Origin of the sequence: Cobetia sp. D5, assembly GCF_035666195.1 — a bacterium.
Classification (GTDB): Bacteria; Pseudomonadota; Gammaproteobacteria; order Pseudomonadales; family Halomonadaceae; genus Cobetia; species Cobetia amphilecti.
The window spans coordinates 2817765-2836771 of sequence record NZ_CP142020.1 but is presented as its reverse complement, the minus strand read 5'-3'; the positions used below and the strand labels follow the sequence as shown (position 1 = coordinate 2836771).

General features: G+C 59.3%; 17 protein-coding genes. 10 read left to right on the top strand and 7 right to left on the bottom strand.

What is annotated here, in order from left to right; all coding sequences use genetic code 11:
- Window positions 1-141 precede the first annotated feature (141 nt).
- Together purN and purM are read right to left on the bottom strand one after the other, a co-directional pair.
- Window positions 142-918, bottom strand: coding sequence for a phosphoribosylglycinamide formyltransferase (gene purN / locus U0O11_RS11785; RefSeq protein ID WP_324690205.1), 777 nt, complete (start codon window positions 916-918; stop codon window positions 142-144).
- Window positions 915-1997, bottom strand: a complete 1083-nt coding sequence (gene purM, locus U0O11_RS11780; protein WP_054556274.1) for a phosphoribosylformylglycinamidine cyclo-ligase — start codon at window positions 1995-1997, stop codon at window positions 915-917. Before purM ends, purN begins: the two co-directional genes overlap by 4 nt.
- A 312-nt stretch (window positions 1998-2309) precedes the next feature.
- Between purM and U0O11_RS11775 the strand changes: the two genes are divergently transcribed.
- The 4 genes from U0O11_RS11775 (at window position 2310) to U0O11_RS11760 (ending at window position 5670) form a co-directional block, all read left to right on the top strand.
- Entirely contained in the window at window positions 2310-3419 is a 1110-nt protein-coding gene (locus U0O11_RS11775; protein ID WP_043334110.1) for an AI-2E family transporter, read from the top strand.
- Between the two features lie 40 nt (window positions 3420-3459).
- Window positions 3460-4158, top strand: coding sequence for a DnaA regulatory inactivator Hda (hda, locus tag U0O11_RS11770; protein WP_043334111.1), 699 nt, complete (start codon window positions 3460-3462; stop codon window positions 4156-4158).
- Window positions 4159-4261: 103 nt separating this feature from the next.
- Window positions 4262-4735, top strand: a complete 474-nt coding sequence (locus U0O11_RS11765) for a phosphate-starvation-inducible protein PsiE (RefSeq protein ID WP_324690201.1) — start codon at window positions 4262-4264, stop codon at window positions 4733-4735.
- A gap of 89 nt (window positions 4736-4824) precedes the next feature.
- Window positions 4825-5670 (top strand): abortive infection family protein, encoded by an 846-nt coding sequence (locus U0O11_RS11760; RefSeq protein ID WP_324690199.1) that lies wholly within the window; start codon window positions 4825-4827, stop codon window positions 5668-5670.
- A 241-nt stretch (window positions 5671-5911) separates the two neighbouring features.
- On the opposite strand, the gene U0O11_RS11755 is transcribed toward U0O11_RS11760, so the two are convergent.
- A complete protein-coding gene (locus U0O11_RS11755; RefSeq protein WP_324690197.1) occupies window positions 5912-6901 on the bottom strand; it encodes an IS481 family transposase in 990 nt (329 codons plus the stop codon).
- A 63-nt stretch (window positions 6902-6964) separates the two neighbouring features.
- Here U0O11_RS11755 and U0O11_RS11750 point away from each other — a divergent pair, with 63 nt between their 5' ends.
- The gene (locus U0O11_RS11750; protein ID WP_324690196.1) at window positions 6965-8119 is read left to right on the top strand and encodes an FRG domain-containing protein; all 1155 of its coding nucleotides are present in this window, start codon (window positions 6965-6967) and stop codon (window positions 8117-8119) included.
- 82 nt (window positions 8120-8201) lie between these two features.
- Here the strand turns inward: U0O11_RS11750 and U0O11_RS11745 are convergent, their stop codons facing one another.
- Together U0O11_RS11745 and U0O11_RS11740 are read right to left on the bottom strand one after the other, a co-directional pair.
- A complete protein-coding gene (locus tag U0O11_RS11745) occupies window positions 8202-8633 on the bottom strand; it encodes a secondary thiamine-phosphate synthase enzyme YjbQ (protein WP_324690194.1) in 432 nt (143 codons plus the stop codon).
- 148 nt (window positions 8634-8781) lie between these two features.
- A complete protein-coding gene (locus U0O11_RS11740; protein WP_043334115.1) occupies window positions 8782-9690 on the bottom strand; it encodes a LysR family transcriptional regulator in 909 nt (302 codons plus the stop codon).
- A 719-nt stretch (window positions 9691-10409) separates the two neighbouring features.
- Between U0O11_RS11740 and U0O11_RS11735 the strand changes: the two genes are divergently transcribed.
- The 3 genes from U0O11_RS11735 to U0O11_RS11725 all read left to right on the top strand — a co-directional run bounded on the left by U0O11_RS11735 (window position 10410) and on the right by U0O11_RS11725 (window position 13794).
- On the top strand, window positions 10410-12431 hold the full coding sequence (locus U0O11_RS11735; protein ID WP_324690191.1) for a TonB-dependent receptor domain-containing protein: 2022 nt from the start codon (window positions 10410-10412) through the stop codon (window positions 12429-12431).
- A gap of 415 nt (window positions 12432-12846) precedes the next feature.
- The gene (locus tag U0O11_RS11730) at window positions 12847-13308 is read left to right on the top strand and encodes a flavodoxin domain-containing protein (protein ID WP_043334117.1); all 462 of its coding nucleotides are present in this window, start codon (window positions 12847-12849) and stop codon (window positions 13306-13308) included.
- Window positions 13309-13377: 69 nt separating this feature from the next.
- Window positions 13378-13794, top strand: a complete 417-nt coding sequence (locus U0O11_RS11725) for a hypothetical protein (protein WP_107336349.1) — start codon at window positions 13378-13380, stop codon at window positions 13792-13794.
- Window positions 13795-13934: 140 nt separating this feature from the next.
- Here the strand turns inward: U0O11_RS11725 and ppnN are convergent, their stop codons facing one another.
- Together ppnN and U0O11_RS11715 are read right to left on the bottom strand one after the other, a co-directional pair.
- A complete protein-coding gene (ppnN, locus tag U0O11_RS11720) occupies window positions 13935-15347 on the bottom strand; it encodes a nucleotide 5'-monophosphate nucleosidase PpnN (protein ID WP_277876238.1) in 1413 nt (470 codons plus the stop codon).
- A 16-nt stretch (window positions 15348-15363) separates the two neighbouring features.
- A complete protein-coding gene (locus tag U0O11_RS11715; protein ID WP_043334118.1) occupies window positions 15364-15663 on the bottom strand; it encodes a hypothetical protein in 300 nt (99 codons plus the stop codon).
- Between the two features lie 307 nt (window positions 15664-15970).
- On the opposite strand from U0O11_RS11715, the gene U0O11_RS11710 reads away from it, so the two are divergent.
- The gene (locus U0O11_RS11710; RefSeq protein ID WP_043334148.1) at window positions 15971-16912 is read left to right on the top strand and encodes a LysR family transcriptional regulator; all 942 of its coding nucleotides are present in this window, start codon (window positions 15971-15973) and stop codon (window positions 16910-16912) included.
- A gap of 447 nt (window positions 16913-17359) precedes the next feature.
- Window positions 17360-18961: an acetyl-CoA hydrolase/transferase family protein gene (locus U0O11_RS11705; protein ID WP_442872629.1), complete on the top strand. Its 1602-nt coding sequence runs from the start codon at window positions 17360-17362 to the stop codon at window positions 18959-18961.
- Window positions 18962-19007 lie beyond the last annotated feature (46 nt).

The following is a 19007-nucleotide window of genomic DNA, read 5'->3' as shown; positions in this document are numbered from 1 at the left end:
AGAGATGAGTGAATCAGTAGAAACAAGAAGACCCCGCGACATCGGCATGTCGCGGGGTCTTCTGTTTTCAGCTCGCTGTCAGCGCGCTATCAACTTTCTATCAGCTTGCTATCAGATCAGTCGGCCTTGCCAGCAGACTGATCAGTCTTCTTCGCCTTCCGGCAGCTCATCGCTGAGCTCTTCTTCCACATCGGCGTGGGAGAGGCGCAGACCGCCCACCGGCAGGTTGTGGCCGTCGAGCTTGGCCACTTCACCGTCGAGCTTCAGGCGGCCTTCGAGGAACCAGCGCACCGCGATCGGGTAGATCAGGTGCTCACGCGTGTGCACGCGCTCCTTGAGGCTGGCTTCATCATCGCCTTCCAGCACGTTGGCGACGGCCTGGATCGCGACCGGGCCACCGTCGAGCTCCTCGGTGACGAAGTGCACGCTGGCGCCGTGTTCCTTCTCGCCGGCTTCCAATGCCTTGCGATGGGTATCAAGCCCCGGCCAGGCCGGCAGCAGCGACGGGTGAATGTTCATCAGACGCCCGAAGAAGTACTGCACGAACAGCGGCGACAGGATGCGCATGAAGCCGGCCAGCACGATGAGGTCCGGTTCATGACGCTCGATCACCTTGATCAGCGCGGCGTCATAATGCTCGCGGGACTCATATTCCTCATGCGGCAGCGCCACGGCATCGACGCCGGCGTCACGCGCACGCACCAGGCCGTAGGCATCGGCCTTGTTGGAGATGACCGCGACCACGTCGCCGCCCAGCTCGTCGTGTTCCTGCGCTTCCAGCAGCGCCTGCAGATTGCTGCCGCTGCCGGAAATCAGTACCACGACGCGCGGGCGAACCGGCGCATCGTCTGCCTCGAAACCGTTGCCGAAGCCGCCGAGAGTGTCACCGTTGGAGGCGTTGGTATTCGGTTCGATCATGCGGACAGATTCTCCAGCTGGACCTGCTCTTCCATGCCGTTGCGGGCGCGGATGCTGCCGAGGGTGAAGACGGTCTCGCCCTGGGCTTCCAGGTGAGCGCGCGCGGCGGTGGCGTCGGATTCAGCGACGACCACGACCATGCCGACACCGCAGTTCAGTACGCGGTGCATCTCGTGTTCTTCGACGTTGCCCTGCTGCTGCAACCAGTCGAAGACCGCCGGACGCTTCCAGCTGGCGACGTCGATCTCGGCGGTGCAGTCTTCCGGCAGCACGCGCGGGATGTTCTCGAGCAGGCCGCCACCGGTGATGTGGGACATGGCGTGCACGGACAGGCCGCTTTCCTTGAGCAGCGACAGCAGCGGCTTGACGTAGATGCGCGTCGGTGCCATCAGGGCGTCAGCCAGCGGCTGGCCGTCGATTTCCTGTTCCAGCAGGGAGGCATCGGCGACTTCGAGGATCTTGCGGATCAGCGAGTAGCCGTTGGAATGCGGGCCGGAGGAGGCCAGACCCAGAATCACGTCGCCTGCGCCGACCTTCTTGCCGTCGAGGATCTCGGACTTCTCGACCACACCGACGCAGAAGCCGGCCAGGTCGTAGTCGCTGCCTTCGTACATGCCCGGCATTTCAGCGGTCTCGCCGCCGACCAGCGCGCAGCCGGACTGCAGGCAGCCTTCGCCGATACCGGTGACGACGTCAGCGGCGATGTCGATGTCGAGCTTGCCGGTGGCGTAGTAATCGAGGAACTGCAGCGGCTCGGCACCAGCGACCACCAGATCATTGACGCACATGGCGACCAGATCGATGCCGATGGTGTCGTGACGGTTGAGGTCCATGGCCAGGCGCAGCTTGGTGCCCACGCCATCGGTGCCGGTGACCAGCACGGGCTGGCGGTAGCCTGCCGGCAGTTCGCACAGGGCGCCGAAGCCACCCAGACCACCCATCACTTCCGGGCGGTGAGTGCGCTTGGCGACACCCTTGATGCGTTCGACGAGGGCGTTGCCTGCATCGATATCGACACCTGCATCCTTGTAGCTCAAGGAAGTCTTGCTGGGCGAGGAGTCCTGGGGGCGTTGCGTCATGTGAGGTTCCTGTCGGTGCGGCCTGGGCGGTGAGACACGATCGATCGCGGGAAAAGAAAGGCGGCCATTGTAGCATTGCGCTTCGCGGCTGGCACTGTGCCGATTCACAAAACCGCATCAAAATGTGAAAAGGCCGCCACGCCAGTCATGGCAGGCCTTGTTGCACCTTGGGCGGCGCCGGGGGAGGCAATGTCAGGCGCGTGAGCGGCGCGTGTCTTGTGGGTGACTCGGCGACAGGCAACAATGGGTGATGCGTGCGCCGTCGGCAGTCAGCCGTCACGAGTGCCCCACGGCTTGTCTCAAGGAGTGAAGATGCAGCGTAAATGGTGGTTGCTGGCCGCAGGCGTGGCCTTCCTCGGCCTGTTGGTGATGCTCGAACCGATTCTGATGCCGTTCTTCATCGGCATGATTCTCGCCTATCTGGGTGACCCGCTGGCCGACTGGCTGGAAGACAAGGGCCTGTCGCGCCATCTGGCGGTCACGCTGGTGTTCAGTGTGCTCTCGGTGGTGCTGTTGATCGCACTGCTGGTGCTGGTGCCGCTGCTCGGGCGTCAGCTGGCGCAGTTGATCAGCTTCATGCCGGTGGTCTTCAACTGGATACGCGAGACGGTGCTGCCGGAAATCCAGTCATTCACCGGGCTGGATTTCAGCGCCGACTTCGATCAGGTCCGCTCGCTGCTGCTGGGCAACTGGAAAGAGACCGGCACCTTCGCCGCCGCGCTGCTGGGCACCGTCTCCAAGTCCGGGCTGGCGATGGCCATCTGGCTGGGCAATCTGGCGCTGATTCCTGTCGTCACCTTCTATCTGCTGCTCGACTGGGACCGCATGAAGGAGAAGCTGCAGGGCCTGCTGCCGCGCCATATGGAGCCCACTGCCACGCGTCTGGCGCATGACTGTGATGAGGTGCTGGGCGCCTTCCTTCGTGGGCAGCTGCTGGTGATGTTGAGTCTGGGCATCGTCTACGCCATTGGCCTGGCGATCATCGGGCTCAAGTTCGCGCTGTTGATCGGCCTGGTGGCGGGGCTTGCCAGCATCGTGCCGTATCTGGGTGTCATCGTGGGTATCCTGATCGCGGCCACGGTGGCCTTCTTCCAGTTCGGCGAGTGGTGGGCGCTGCTGGCGGTCGGTGGAGTCTTCGCGCTCGGCCAGCTGCTGGAAGGTGTGGTGTTGCAGCCGCTGCTGCTGGGCGACAAGATCGGCCTGCATCCGGTCGCGGTCATCTTCGCGGTGATGGCGGGCGGCCAGCTGTTCGGCTTTACCGGCATTCTATTGGCCCTGCCGGTGGCGGCCGTGATCATGGTGCTCTTGCGTTATCTGCATGATCGCTATAAAAACAGTACTTTATATGACCAACAGCGTGATTCTCGCCCCGCGGTGGCAGCAGATCAGCCAGCGCCGCCGGCGGCAGAGGATACCCAGTGATCGAGAGACGAGATCACGGCAACAACAATCAGCATGACGGATGGCAATGACTCAGGGACAGATGGCACTCGGCGTCGGGGTACGTGACGCCGCGACCTTCGACAACTACCACTTCACCTCGACCTCGCTGGCGGAGGCCCTCAAGGGGCAGCTTGCCGACGGCGGGGAGCCCTTCGTCTATCTGTGGGGCGGCGAGCAGAGTGGACGTAGCCACCTGTTGCAGGCGGCCTGTCATCTGGCGGGCGAGCAGGGCAAGCGTGCCTTCTATCTGCCGCTCAATGAGCTGGGCCACTTCCCGCCGCACATGCTCGAAGGGCTGGATGAGATGGACCTGGTCGCCATCGATGACCTAGATGTGGTGATCGGTCGCCAGCGCTGGGAAGAGGCGCTGTTCCACCTCTACAACCGCCTGCGCGACGGCGGGCGGCATCTGCTGGTCAGCGCCAGCTGCGCACCGCGTCTGCTGCCCGTCATCCTGCCGGATCTCGCCTCGCGGCTCTCCTGGGGCGTCACCTTCCACCTCTCGGGGCTGGATGACGCCCAGCGCCTCGAAGCGCTCAAATTGCGTGCACGTGACCACGGTCTTGCACTGCCCGACGAAGTCGCCCGCTACATTCTGCATCGCGGGCCGCGCAGCCTGCCGGGCCTGTTCGCGGCGATGAGCGAACTCGACAACGCCTCGCTCTCCGCCCAGCGCAAGCTGACCATTCCCTTCGTCAAGCAGACGCTCGGCTGGTAGGGCAGCGCCTGCGCGGGCTCGGTGGCCCAAACTTGCCTTCATCATGACCGCGGCACCGATATTGCAGTCTCTTTCCCATCATCTCTGTCTGAGGACACGCGGCATGAACAGGTTAGACATGCATCGGGAGCGCATGCACAAGCAAGCCAACTCGATCGGCAACTTCCTGGTCGAAGGCTTTCACTATCTCGGCCTGTTCGCCATCGGCGGCGCGATTGCCATCGCCTCGGTATCGGCCTTCTTCGAGATGTTCGCCAAGGGCTCGGCCAGCGTCGATGACATCCTGCTGCTGTTCATCTATCTCGAACTCGGCGCGATGGTCGGTATCTACTTCAAGACCAACCACCTGCCGATACGCTTTCTGCTCTACATCGCCATCACCGCGCTGACGCGCTACCTCATCGGCGATGTCTCCCACCACAAGGCCCCCGATATCGGCCTGCTCTACCTCTGTGGCGGCATCTTCTTCCTCGCCCTCTCGGTACTCGCCGTGCGCTTCGCCTCCTACAAATACCCCTCCAGCAAAGCCATCGACCCGATGGGTGGCACGGTAGGGGACGAGGACTCGACGCGATAAATTAGATTAGCTTTATGTATTTTTGGTTTACATGCGTGCTTGATAACTCTATAAGAAGGATGGGTATCTTCTTTAGATTTGTGAGAGGCATGATTATGGAAAAGGATATTCCAACTCCAGTTATTGGTTTTTTGTCGGAAGAATTGCCTGTTTATGTGACACATAATAGCTTAGATAACTTGTTTCAGCTTGCAGATGCCCCAGGAGACCCTCCAGAGGGAACAAAATCAGTAAAGATTAGGCAATGGCTAACGAGAATAAATAGAGAATCTGATTACCCTCTGGTTATCTTGGGGAGATTGTTGCAGCGCTATCTTGATTTACCTGATGAAGAGGCTGAAGTAAGCTTCTTTGACAATACAAACAATCTCGCAGCCGAAAGAAAGTTTAAGTTTGATATTGAAGCTCTGTTAAAGCGTTATAACTTAACATACTATACCGGGGGGATAATCTCTAATGGTGCTGCGTCGCCAAGCAAAACTCTCTCTGAGATAATAAAAAGTCGAGATATACCATCAATAGATGCTGAGTTCGATAGAGCTATTTCAAAGATAACATCAGAGCCAAGAGAGGCTGTTTCTGCGGCTTGTAATATATTAGAGTCGGTTTTCAAGGTGTATATATCTGATACCGATGGGGTAGATATGCCCCAGAAGCAAGATTTATTTAATGTGTGGAAGGTTGTACGTTCTAACCTTGGGTTTGAGCCAGGTCTTATTCAAGATGCTGACCTCAAAAAGATTTTATCAGGCGTCTTTTCAGTGGTTGATGGCGTTGGATCATTGCGAACACACGCAAGCTCTGCACATGGAGAAGGTCGCAAGACATATAACTTAAAGCCACGGCATGCGAGACTAGCTATCAACTCTGCACATACTATAGCTTTATTTGTACTCGAAACATGGGATGAGCACAAAATAAAACGAGCATTCTAGGAGTGAAACACCTCTTTTTTAGTTTTTTATGATTACTGGGGATGTTTTTACTTTGCTGCTAAAGGGGGCATGTAATGTATAATTTTTTAGTAGCATCTGTTGACGGTGCTTGGGATAAAGGTAGTTTTGCCTATGATAGAAGCCGTTTTCTTGAATACACTAATGATGCCATCTCATTGGCTTTCAAGGAGCTAAATGAAGTTAGTATTGATAACCTAAAAAGTTACCCTTGTCTGTTTTCTTATGTGTCGGGTTCCGTCTGATTGACTACAGCTTGCGTAAACAGCTCCGGTCGTTCGACCTGCCACTCCTTCATTGCTGCTATAGGCGCTTTGTGGTGTAGTGCCTTCTGAGGAATGTGGTGGTTATAGAGCCAGCAATAACGCTCGAGTGTCTGTTCTAAATCCTCACTTGAGTCATAACGCCGAGTCGCCAGAACATCGCTGATACGCCCATTGAAGCGCTCCACCATCCCGTTCGTTTGGGGTCTGCCTGGCCTGATCAATCGATGCTCAATGCCATGGTGCTGACATTCCTGATCGAAAAGATGATTTCCACTGGGCTTACGTTCGCCACCCACGGTAAAGCGATCGGTAAAGGATTTACCGTTGTCCGTGAGCACGGTTCGAATCGTGAAGGGAGCCTCCTCTTCCACACGCTTCATGAACGCCTGGGCATCCTTTGCAGATTGACTTGATCTGACCTCCAGATACACCCACCGAGTGGCACGATCAATCGCGACGTAGAGATAACGCTTCTGATCTTCGTCAGGCATTTGGGGCAGGTGCTTGATATCAATGTGCACATACCCGGGCTCATAATCCTTGAAAGGCCGATGCTTGGGCTTCTCGTCCTCCTTCGCATCTTGACGCGCCAACTTGGCGAGAGTCGGCACATCACGTCGTTTGAGCATGCGCTGAAGTGCGGAACGCGACAGATTGGGGTTCAGGAATTCCCGAGCAACGACAAGTAGATCATCGAGCCCCAGGCGAAGCAGTTCACGTGCGGCGATGACGATCTCTTCCTGTTCTGAGGTCAGAGTCGCGAGTAGGTTATGACGTGTGTGGGAACGATCCAGGACATCATCACGATAGCGCCAGCGCTGTATAGTTGAGACGCTGACCCCGAACTGACGAGCGAGATCTTTGTTCGTCATGCTGGAGGGAGCTGCTTGGATGTCGGCACGGATTTTCGGTGTCGTCGTCGCTTGCTTATGCAGCTTGATGTCCATGAAGCTTTTCCTGAATCAATTGCTTGATGAGCTCACGAGAGGCTAACAAAGGATAGCTTCGTTGTGAAATCCGATCATCCGGCACCCTACACTTATGAAAACCGAAAATTAGAGTCTAAAGTTGGTTATATAAAAAATATTAAAGAGCGCGGGCGGGAATTATTTATAGAATTTGAGGTGTTGAATAATGTAAATTCTATTAATTTTTCTGAACTTAAGAAAATAGCCGATCTTCTTGATATTCGTGACTGGGAGATGAATAGGACGCATTGGGCTGTTAAAGAAGAGGACTTGTTTGAAAGGTTAAGCGATGCAGGCTTGATGGAAGCTGATGGTTTAATGAAAAAGGATAAACTTAATAAACCTGTGTTTCATCAAGCAGTAAATCCTAGAGTTACTACAGTGCAAGGATTTATTGGCAAGGTGCTTGGATTAGAGCAAGCTATAGGTACAGAAGTGTTTTACAGAGGTCATTCAAATAAAAAAGATTATAGAATAGAGCCATCTTTGTTCAGGAAGGATAAAAGTGGTAATTATCTTTATAAAGATAATGAGCATGTTCTATACCGTGAGTTGCTTGTATCAAACTCTGCTGACTTTCAATCGGACGAATCGACATTAGATAGCCTCGTTAGAATGCAGCATTATTCTCTACCAACCAGACTGTTAGATATAACATCTAATCCGTTGGTAGCTTTATATTTTGCCTGTAAGGAATCAAAGGTTGATGTGGGTGAAGTTATTATCTTCTCGATGGATCGGGACGTTGTCAAGTATTTTGACTCAGATGTCGCAAGTTGTATAGCTAACCTTGCGCGTTTGCCGCAAACGGATAAGGATAAAATATCCTTTGACGTGGAGGATTTTAATTCACAAGCTCCTATTAGTCGTCTAGTGCACCTTATTAGGGGCGAAAAGCCGTTTTTTGATGCTAAAATAGTTCCTGAAGACTTGCGTAAAGTAATATGTGTGAAAGGCAAGCGAAGTAATGATAGAATAATGTTTCAATCTGGTGCGTTTCTTTTGTTTGGCTTGGATGCAATTTTTAATGAAAATGGTACATCTGAAATAAAGGTTACAAGAATTACTGTGTCTAATAAAAAAGCAATATTGAAAGAGTTGGATGCTTTGAATATCAATGATAGTACCTTATTCCCCTATATTGATAATTCGGCTAAATATGTTGCAGAAAAATACATGTTTAATGTGCTTGATTAAATATAATTTAATTTTATCCACAATGTTTAGTTAGTACTAACTTGTTTTCTAATCATTATGTGGGTGTCATAACCTCTTAGGATCAAGAGCCACTCAGCGTCAGACATAACCTGCGGCTGCCGCCGTGGTCGCGGTGTTCGCCAAGCCAGATACCTTGCCAGGTGCCGAGAGCGAGGCGGTTGACGCCGCGGCGGGCTTCGACAGGTAGCGTGAGCTGAGTGCCGAGCAGGCTGGCGAGCACGTGGGCGGGCATGTCGTCATCGCCTTCCAGTGTGTGGCGGAAGTAGGGCAGGTTGCCGGGCACCAGGCGGCGCAGGAAGGCATCCATGTCGTGGCGCACGTCGGGGTCGGCGTTCTCGTTGAGGGTCAGCGAGGCGGAGGTGTGCAGCAGTTGCACATGTAGCAGGCCGACACTGACCGGCGGCATTTCGGCCAATGCCTGCTCCACCTCGTCACTGATGAGGTGAAAGCCGCGCTTGCGGGCGGAGAGAGTGAGGGTGTCGCGTTGCCACATGAGAAGCCCTGCCTGTCGTTGATTCAGTACATGCTAAACATGACAAGCCAGAACGCAAAAGGCCAGCCCCTGAGGGCTGGCCTTTTTGCTGCGTGCCGCGCTGATACATGTCACCGCGAGGGTGAGAGCCAGCGTTGCAATACTGCCATCAACCGGCAGTGGTAGCGGCTTCGCTGACGGTGCGGCGGGCGGCCTTGGCGGTGACGCGCTCCGGTTCTGACTTGCCGATTTCACGGGCGAGCCAGTCGGCGAGCATGCGCACGCGGGTCGGGATCGGGCCACGCGGCAGCAGCATGCCGATCTCGACCGGCGGGATCTCGCTGCATTCCAGACGCTTGAAGGACTGGCCGTTGCGCTCGCTGAGGGTGTTGACCCAGTCGGTCGGCAGCACGGCGCGAATCAGGCCATCGGCCACGTAGTCGGTGAGGACTTCGAGGTCATCTGACTGGATGTGATTCGGGCGAGGATCTTCCGGGTGACGCGAGAGGGAGGTACCGGACACCAGCGGTTCCAGCTCGCCCCACGGCAGTTCTTCCGGGTTCTCGACGTGAGAGGCCGCGTAGGCCGCCTGATGCCAGTGGGTCAGCGGGCGGAAGACGTGGGTACTGCCGGCCAGATGCGGGAAGCCGATCACCAGGTGCGGCTGATTCTCGAGAATCTCGCGACCGTTGTGCCACAGCTTCAGCTTGATATCGACGCCTTCGTGTTCCGACAGGAAGCTGGTCAGCGCGTGACCCAGGAAGTGACGACCCAGCGACGGCGTGGCGTGGATACGGATGGTACCGGTGAGGTCTGACTGGCGGTCTTCGATGGCGCGGTGCGCTTCATCATCGAGATTGGCCATCGAGCGTGCGTAACGGTAAAGGGTCTCGCCGGCTTCTGACAGGCGAATGCCACGATGACCACGCTCGACCAGGCGAGTGCCGAAACGGCCCTCAAGGGCGTCGAGGCGACGGCTGACGGTGGACTTGGGCAGGCGCAGACGTTCTGCTGCGCGGGACAGGCTGCCGAGGTCTGCGACCATCAGGAAGGTGTTGTAGGCGTCGATATCGCTCATCGAATAGGTCCGGTTGTTCAGAGGGTCGGGGTGCGCCGTCAGGGAAACACCCACCTTGTACGGGCCAAACGGGCCCGTTGCAGCGCCAGTCGCTGCACAACGGATTGCCTGTCGATGACCGTGCCCCTCAGGCCGCAGGGGGATGCCCCCGGGCAAAGACGCGCTCATCGATCAACAACCGTCACTGCCAGCCGAGCACCTCAGCGCGCGGCGACAGGTCTTGCATCTGCTGCAGATATCCTCAGGGCCGAAGCCATGACAGGGCACTGCCGTGGCGTGACAGCAAGCACCCTTAATCTGAGCACGCTAACTATATCACTCTGCTCGTAGTGTTGCATCTAAAGTCGCATGCATTGCGCAAATCCGATCTCCGCAGGATGAAACTCTGCCGTGAAGCGAGAAATTTGCGTGGGCCAGGCACTTGTCGAGGCATGTCGGCTAAGACGTCAGTGGCTGGCGATGGTTCCGTATCTGATGACAGACAGGTGATAAAAAAGTGAATTTGGTGGCTGCACGGGTGAAAAAGTGTGCAAATCGGGCCATTTCTGGCAGTTGAGGCACAATCCGGCGCTGCAAGAGGCGAGAAATGACGCGGCCTGATTGCAGAAGTTGCAGAGCGGCGTTGCAGGAAGTGTTGATGACGCAAATGTGCAAACGCGTGCATTATCTCGTTCGCAAAGAGAATCATTATTATTATTAATCTTGGGAACCCTCCGCTCATGACCGATCGCCTCTCTCCGTGCGTGGCAGCCAGCGCTTCCCGCGCCGCTGCTTTCACTCCGCGTCCGCTGGTGGCAGCCATTGCGCTGCTGTGTGCCAGTACTGCCCATGCAGAGACGCTGCAGATGGACACGCTGCAGATCGAGGACGATCGCCTCAACGCGACCGCGGTCATCGATAGCGAAGAGATCGCGCTGCATCAGGCGCATGATCTCAAGGATGTGTTCCGTGATACGCCGTCCGTCACCGTCGGCGGCACCACCGCCTCATCCGAGATGATCTACGTGCGCGGTCTGGAAGACACCAACCTCAACATCAGCGTCGATGGTGCCAGCCAGAACGGCTACCTGTTCCACCACAGCTCCAGCTTCAACATCGAGCCGGAACTGCTCAAGCGCGCCGAAGTCCAGGCCGGACCGGGCGCCGCCGACAATGGCCCCAACGCCCTGGGCGGCAGCATCAAGTTCGTCACCAAGGATGCCCAGGACCTGCTCGAGCCGGGTGAGACCTTCGGCGGCATGGTCAAGGGCAGCACCGAGTCCGCAGCAGATGCCGTCAAGGGCACGCTGTCCGTCTACGGTGAAGTCGCGCCGAACGCGGGCCTGCTGTTCTCGACCAGCGCACGCAACAGCGATGACTACCGCACCGGCGGCGGTGATGAAGAGGAAGGTACCGGCGGCCATCAGCGCAGCTACTTCGGCAAGTTCAGCCTGCTCGACCAGGGCGCGCACAGCCTGCGCATCAGTGCCGAGCACAACGAGGACAGCGGCATCTACTGCACGCGTCCCAACATGGAATGTCAGCCGTTCAACAACGTGAAGGTCGACACCGAGCTGAGCCGCGACACCTATACCGCCAACTATGACTATGAGCCGGGCTCGCGTCTGGTGGACGTGCACACCAACGTCTTCCACACCAGGACCGAGCTGGATCGCACCACTGTCTCCACCGGCGCTGAGCTGAACGCCGATGTCGAGAGTTACGGCGGCGACCTGAACAACACCTTCCGTTTCGGTCCCGAGGACATGAACAACCGTCTGACGCTGGGTAGCGATTACGTCTACGACGAATCCAGCACCGGCAGCTTCGACGAGAAGGCCCGCAACCTCGCGCTCTACGCCCAGCACCGCATGACGCTGGGCGCGGTGGACCTGTCCTTCGGCGCGCGTGTTGATGACTACAAGACCGAATACGCCAATGGCGAGACGCTGGATGACACCGATGTCAGCCCGAACGCGAGCCTCAACTGGCGTGTCGGCGGCGGTGTCGAGCTGTTCACCGGCTACTCCACGGCAGTGCGCGGCAACAAGGGCCGTGAAGCCATCCTGGCCGACGATGGCGTCGGTGTCGGCGAGACGCTGACCGTCGAACCGGGTCTCGAGGCCGAGACCTCGCGCAGCACCGAAGTCGGCGCGCGCTGGAAGGGCAATGACCTCCTCACCCAGCGTGACCGCGCTGGCCTGGAAGTCACCTACTTCGATACCCACTTCGACAACTACATCACCGATGAGACCGTCGGCAGCGAAACCACCATCTACAACATGGAAGGCATCGTCACCAGCAAGGGTGTCGAGGCGCGTGCCACCTACGGCATCGGCGGCTGGGACATGACGCTGGGCTACCTGACCATGGACCTGGAAGACAACCAGGGCGAGACCGTGGTCGACGACATGGGCCTGGGCAACCAGACCGGTGATCGCTGGAGCCTGGACAACCGCTACACCTTCGTTGACCCGCAGATGACGATCGGCTGGACCGTGACCGCCTACGAGCGCCTCACCGACCTGCCGGATGATCAGAGCGAGCGCGCCGGTTACGCCACGCACGATGTCTACGCCAGCTGGGTGCCGCGTGACATGCAGGACCTGACTCTGACTGCCGGTATCTACAACCTGTTCGACAAGGAATATACCGACCAGAACACCTACTTCCTGGAACCCAACAGCGCACGTGGCATCACGACGGGCGCCATCACCAGTCCGGGGCGTGACGTGCGTCTGTCAGTGGCGTACCGCTTCTGATCAGAAGGCTCTGAACCCGCAAGTTCGCACCTGACAGGGATTCATCGCCAGCGATCGTGATCCAGGCTCGCAACGCAGGATGCTTCACTGGCAAGACCCTCGCAGCGCCATCGTGTTCTTCACGGTGGCGCTGTTTTCGTTTCTGGGGTGCTCAGAAGGAGGGCTGCCAGCTCCTGCTGGCTGCGTCGCGCGGCCACGCTGTGCTACCGATTCATCGGGCCAGGCCCGCCTGCTGCCTGCGTCTCGCAGGCGCGCTGTGCTATCGATTCATCAGTCCAGGCCCGCCTGCTGCCTGCGTCCCGCAGGCGCGCTGTGCTACCATCGCGACCAAATGTCGGAGAGCGTCTGCGCGACTCTTCGCACTGCACTCACGTTCCCGCCACTGGCGGGTGATCGTTCGAATAAGGAAGGATGCATGGCGCTTCTGAAGATTTTTGTCGGCACGATGTATGGCGGTTCACTGGATGTGGCCGAGCAGGTTCAGCCGTTGTTCGAGCAGGCCGGCTATACGGTCGAGGTGCTCGACCAGCCGACACTGGCCGACCTGACTGATGCGCGCCCTGATCTGGCGCTGTTCGTCACCTCCACCACCGGCAGTGGTGATGTGCCGGGCAATCTGACCGGCTTCCTCAATGCGCTGTCTGCCGAGTCCCCGGCGCTGGATTGGCTGCGTTATGGTCTGATTGCCCTGGGCGACAGCTCCTACGGCGAGACCTACTGTGGCGCGGGGCGCCATCTGGATGAGCGTCTGGCCGACCTGGGTGCCACGCGCCACGGCGAGCGTCTCGAGATCGACGCCATGGAAACCTTCATGGCCGACGACGCGGCGCTGCCGTGGGTCGAGAGCTGGATTCCGACCCTGCCGGCCACGGCCTGATCCTGCGGCGGTGGGCTGACCCGCCGCCTGCTTCTTCTGTTGTCCGTTCTTTCATCGAGACTGCTTCACATGCCGAAACTGAATCCTGATCATCCGCGTGCCCGCAACCTGACGCCGCAGCGCGTCTCCGTGCTGGCGGGTCTGGCGGTGGTAATGGTCGCCAATATTCCGCGTTTCCTGATCAGCGGCGAGAATACGCGTCTGATGCTGATCGTCGGCTTTGCCGTCGCCGTCAGCGCGCTGGGCATCTATATCTATCGCCAGCTGTCAGACACCGCCAAGGCCAAGGTGCCGACGATGATGCGTCGCCTGCTGGTCTGGCTGGTGGTGGGGCTGGCGGCGATGGCAGCGTTCAACTTTGCCGCGCCGATGCTCAACCGTCCCCAGGAAGGCGCGCTTGAGGTGCTGGTCGATGGCCTGACGCTGGGCCTGCTGGCGCATGTGATCAGCATGTGGATGCAGCGCCGCCGTGGTGAGGAAGGCTGAGCCTCGATTCTTGCGGCTCATGAGATGCTGTCAGCAAGATCATCCCTTTAAACAAGAACGCCCCGATCAGCGATGATCGGGGCGTTCTTGTGATGGCTGATGAGGTGACGACACGCCTCAGCGTGCCATCACCGGGCCACTTACTTGCACAGGGTGTAGCAGGGCACGTAATCGCTGCCCGGCAACTTCATGCGGCCCTGGGCGACGAAGGAGGTGAGCAGGGCGTCGAGACGCTCCATCAGCTCGGCTTCGGCGGTCAGGCGGAAGGGGCCGTCGCGCTCGATCTCCTCGATGCCTTCCTTCTTGACGTTGCCGGCGACGATGCCCGAGAAGGCACGACGCAGGTTGGCCGCCAGTTCATGCACCGGCTGGTTGCGGTGCAGTGCCAGGCCCGACATGTTGGCATGGGTCGGCGCGAAGGGCTGCTGGAAGTGCGGGGCGATATGCAGGCGCCAGTTGTAGTAGAAGGCATCCTGATGCTGGCGACGGAATTCCGCCACCTCGTCGATGCCACCGCGCATGGTGCGTGCCACCTCGACCGGGTTGTCGATGATGATGGTGTAGCGCGAGCGCGCTTCCTCGCCCAGGGTGTAGGCGATGAACTCGTCGATCTGCTTGAAGTACTCGGCGCTGGACGCCGGGCCGGTGAAGATGACCGGGAACGGCAGCTCGCTGTTTTCCGGGTGCAGCAGAATGCCGAGCAGATAGAGAATCTCTTCGGCGGTGCCCACGCCGCCCGGGAAGACGATGATGCCATGTGCGGTGCGCACGAAGGCTTCAAGGCGCTTCTCGATGTCCGGCATGATGATCAGTTCATTGACGATCGGGTTGGGCGATTCGGCGGCGATGATGCCCGGTTCCGAGATGCCCAGATAGCGACCCTCCGTGCGACGCTGCTTGGCGTGCGCGACGTTGGCGCCCTTCATCGGGCCCTTCATGGCGCCCGGGCCACACCCGGTGCAGATGTCGAGGTCACGCAGGCCGAGGTGGTAACCCACGTCCTTGGTGTACTCGTATTCCTCGCGGTTGATGGAGTGCCCGCCCCAGCAGGTGACCAGACTCGGCTCACGCGAGGACTTCAGTGCCCCGGCGTTGCGCAGGATATGGAACACCGCATTGGTGGTGCCTTCGGTGGTCGTGAGATCGAAACGCGGGGTGTTCTGGATCTCGTTGGCCACATAGACGATGTCACGCAACACGCTGGAGAGATGCTCGCGAATGCCGCGGATCATCTTGCCGTCGACGAAGGCATCGCCGGGCGCATTGTCGAGCTTGAGGCGAATGCCGCGGTCCTGCTGCAGTACCTCGATCTCGAAATTCTTGTGTGCGTTGAGCACCGCGACGCTGTCATCGGTCTGGCTGCCGCAGTTGAGCACGGCCAGCGCACAGCGGCGCAGGATGTCATGCAAGCCGTTGGAGGAGGTATCGCGCAGGCGATTGACCTCATCCTGGGAGAGCACTTCCAGGCTGCCTTCCGGCGAGATGATGGTCGAGACCAGCATGGAGCTGGCATCACGTGAATAGGTCGTCGCTTCGCTGGTGACAGAATTCATGACTGTCTTCCTTGTGTCAGGCGCCCACGGTGGTCTGGGCGCGTTTCCGGGCTTCTGCCCAGAGTTCAGCAATGCGCTCGCGGTCGTCCACGCTCATGCTGTCCTGGGCAAAGGCGTGCTGCATCCACTCTTCAAAGGTGGCGTCAAAGTCTTCCGCGACCACATCCTCGGGATCGTAATCGGCGTTTTCCAGCACCAGTTCCACCTGGGGGATCATGTACCCCAGCGGGAACAGGTCATTTTCGGCACAGTCGCTTTCCATGGCGAGCAGCGCCTTGTGAATGGCTTCGCCGCGTGCAGCCAGAGCATCAGACATCTAGAGCATCTCGTGTTTCGGGCCAGTCCGAAGATTGGCCAGGACAGGGGTAAAGCGCCGGGCCCTGGCGCGTCGCCGTGGCGTTGAACACGGCAGACGCAGCCAAGGTGGCAGCTGGCATTGTCCATGATGCTAACACGCGAGAGTGGCGGGGCGCAGCGCTGCGCATGGCGGCCAGCTCTGGTAGAATCATGTGCTTTGCGGGTCGGTGGCACCTGTGCAGACATGGCAGTTGCGTCATGCAGGTCGTCGCCGGCAACACGATGCGCCGAGTCGCGTCCCCCGTTCGTGAGTGGTCAGTGCCTTCATGTTCAACGCCCAGTATTTTCGTACCTTCATCACACTGGTGGAGACCGGCAGCTTTACCCATACCGCGCGCAAGCTGGAGATGACCCAGCCCGGCGTCAGCCAGCATATTCGCAAGCTGGAGCAGTATCTGGGCCGCTCGCTGCTCAATCGCCAGGGACGCAAGTTCTCGCTGACCGCAGCGGGGCGTCGCTGCTATGACTACTCCATCAAGCTGTTCGCCGAGCACACCCAGTTCATGCACTCGCTGGATGATGACTCCCCGGACAGCGGCGAATGTCGCGTGGCCAGCCCCTCAAGCGTCGGGCTGATGTTCTACCCGTTCACGCTGGGCTATCAGCAGCAGCATCCGGGGCTGACGGTCAGCTACAGCTTCGCCTTCAATTCCGAGATCGTGCAGGACGTGCTGGCGGGTCGCTTCGACCTGGGCATCGTCACCGAGCCGGTCAAGCATCCGGACCTGAACTTCGAGCTGTGGCATCAGGAGCCGCTGTGCCTGGTGGTGCCCGCCGATTTCGCCGGCAACAGCCTCAACGAGCTGATGGCGCTGGGCTTCATGAATTACGCCGATGGCGTCAACAATGCCAGTGCCTTGTTGCGTGAGAACTTCGCCGGCGAATTCCGCTCCATGAGCCACTTCCCGCAGCAGGGCTTCACCAACGATATCGGCATGGTGCTGGACGCCGTGGCGCGTGGTCTGGGCTTCACCGTCGTCTCGCGCACGGTGCTGGAAACCTCGCCGTGGCAGCGTCAGGTGCGCGAGATGCCGCTGACCGAAGCCGTCTACGAGAACCTCTACATCGTCACGCGTGACAATGCCGAGGTGCCGCGTCGCTACGAGCAGCTGCTGGGCGAATTCCGCCTGCAGCGTCGCAACACGCTCTACGGCTACGCCGATGCGCCGGAAAGCTTCGACAACATGGACTTCGACAGCATGGTGTAACGCCTCGCGTCATCATCTGCGCCTCCCGAAAGCCCGCTCCTCATGAGCGGGCTTTTTCGTGTCTCACCGTCGCCATCTGCGCCGCGCGAGGCGTCGCCCTTTGTGCACCACCTGGTTCCAGCCGCTGCCGCTGCCTTGCGACCAAGGCCTGATGCGGGGGCGGCGTACTGCGTGGGATGCTGAAAGCCAGCGCCTGGTGATTACAGACCTGGCTATTACAGACCAGGCTATTTCAGGCTTGGCTATGCTGGGTCTGGTCAGCGTCTTGCCAGCGCCTTGTTTGCTCATTTCGTGGTGTCTTGCCCATCAGGAGGTTCTGCCGTCGTGTCTTCATCCGGTTCTCGCTCCAGTGTCACGCCTCATGCTCCGTCAGTCTCCGCAGCCTCCCCATCTCCCGAGGCATCAGCCGCGCCTGCCGCATCAGCTGCATCAAGCGAGGTCTTCTCGTTGCTGGCGCGTATGGAGGTCGGCGAGCTGACCCCGGAGCAGCACGCCGAGGTCGCGCGCCGCTGCCGCTGGCCTGACTGGCAGTCGCGCCAGATGAGCGCCAGCCAGGCTGCCGAACTGATTCACGAGGGCATGACGGTGGGCATGAGTGGCTTCACGCGGGCGGGGGAGGCCAAGGCTCTGCCGCTGGCGCTGGTCGAGAAGGCGCGCCGCGAGCCGTTCTCCATCACGCTGATGACCGGTGCCTCGCTGGGCAATGACCTCGACGGCCAGATGGCGGATGCCCACATGCTGGCGCGGCGCATGCCGTTTCAGGTCGACCCGGTGCTGCGCCGCGCCATCAATGCCGGCGAAGTCATGTTCATGGACCAGCACCTGTCCGAGACGGTGGAGCTGTTGCGCAATCACCAGCTGAGCGACATGGACATCGCGGTGATCGAGGCCAGCGCCATCACTGCCGATGGCGGCATCGTGCCGACCACCTCGGTGGGCAACTCGGCCAGCTATGCGATTCTCGCCGACAAGGTGATCATCGAGCTCAATCTCGAGTCGCCGGCGGCGCTTGAAGGGCTGCACGACATCTACATCCCGCAGATGCGCCCCAGCCGCCAGCCGATTCCGGTGGTCGCGCCGGATTCGCGCATCGGCACGCCGTATATCCCGATGGATCCCGCCAGAATCGCCGCCATCGTGCTGACCCGCGGCAGTGACAGCCCCTCGACCTGCACGCCGCCGGACGACGGCACCCAGCGCATGGCGGGCCATCTGGTCGAACTGCTCAAGCAGGAAGTCGCGCTGGGGCGTCTGACACCGGCATTGCTGCCGCTGCAGGCGGGCATCGGCAGCATGGCCAACGCGGTGATGAGTGGCTTGAAGGAAGGGCCCTTCGAGCACATGACCATGTACTCGGAGGTGCTGCAGGATTCCACCTTCGATCTGCTGGATGCCGGCAAGCTCGATTTCGCCTCCGGCTCCTCCATCACGGTCACCGAGGAGCGTGGCCGCACGCTGTGGAAGGACCTCGAGCGCTATCGTGACCGCCTGATCCTGCGCCCGCAGGAACTGTCCAATCATCCGGGCATCGTGCGGCGCCTCGGGGTGATCGCGGTCAATACAGCGCTGGAATTCGACATCTATGGCAACGTCAATTCCACCCACGTCTGCGGCACGCGGATGATGAATGGCATCGGCGGTTCCGGCGATTTCGCGCGCAATGCCCAGCTGTCGGTGTTCATCACCAAGTCACTGGCCAAGGGCGGTGATATCTCGAGCGTAGTGCCGTTCGCCAGCCACGTGGACCACACCGAGCACGATGTCGATATCCTGGTCACCGAGCATGGGCTGGCGGATCTGCGCGGTCTGGCGCCACGCGAGCGGGCGGTGCAGGTGATCGAGAACTGCTCGGACCCGAGCTATCGCCCTGCGCTGCGCGCCTACTTCGAGGAGGCGTGCCAGCGTGGCGGCCATACGCCACATTGTCTGGAGCAGGCGCTGAGCTGGCATCGCGAGGTAGAGGTGAAGGGGCATATGCGCGCCATGCGCACGGCACCCGGGCCAAGTCTTGAAGAGAAGGCCCCGTCGCTGCCGGATGCCACTGCCTGATCGCAGGCCAGGCAGGGCGCTCTCAGGCAGGGTGTTTGGGAGAAAC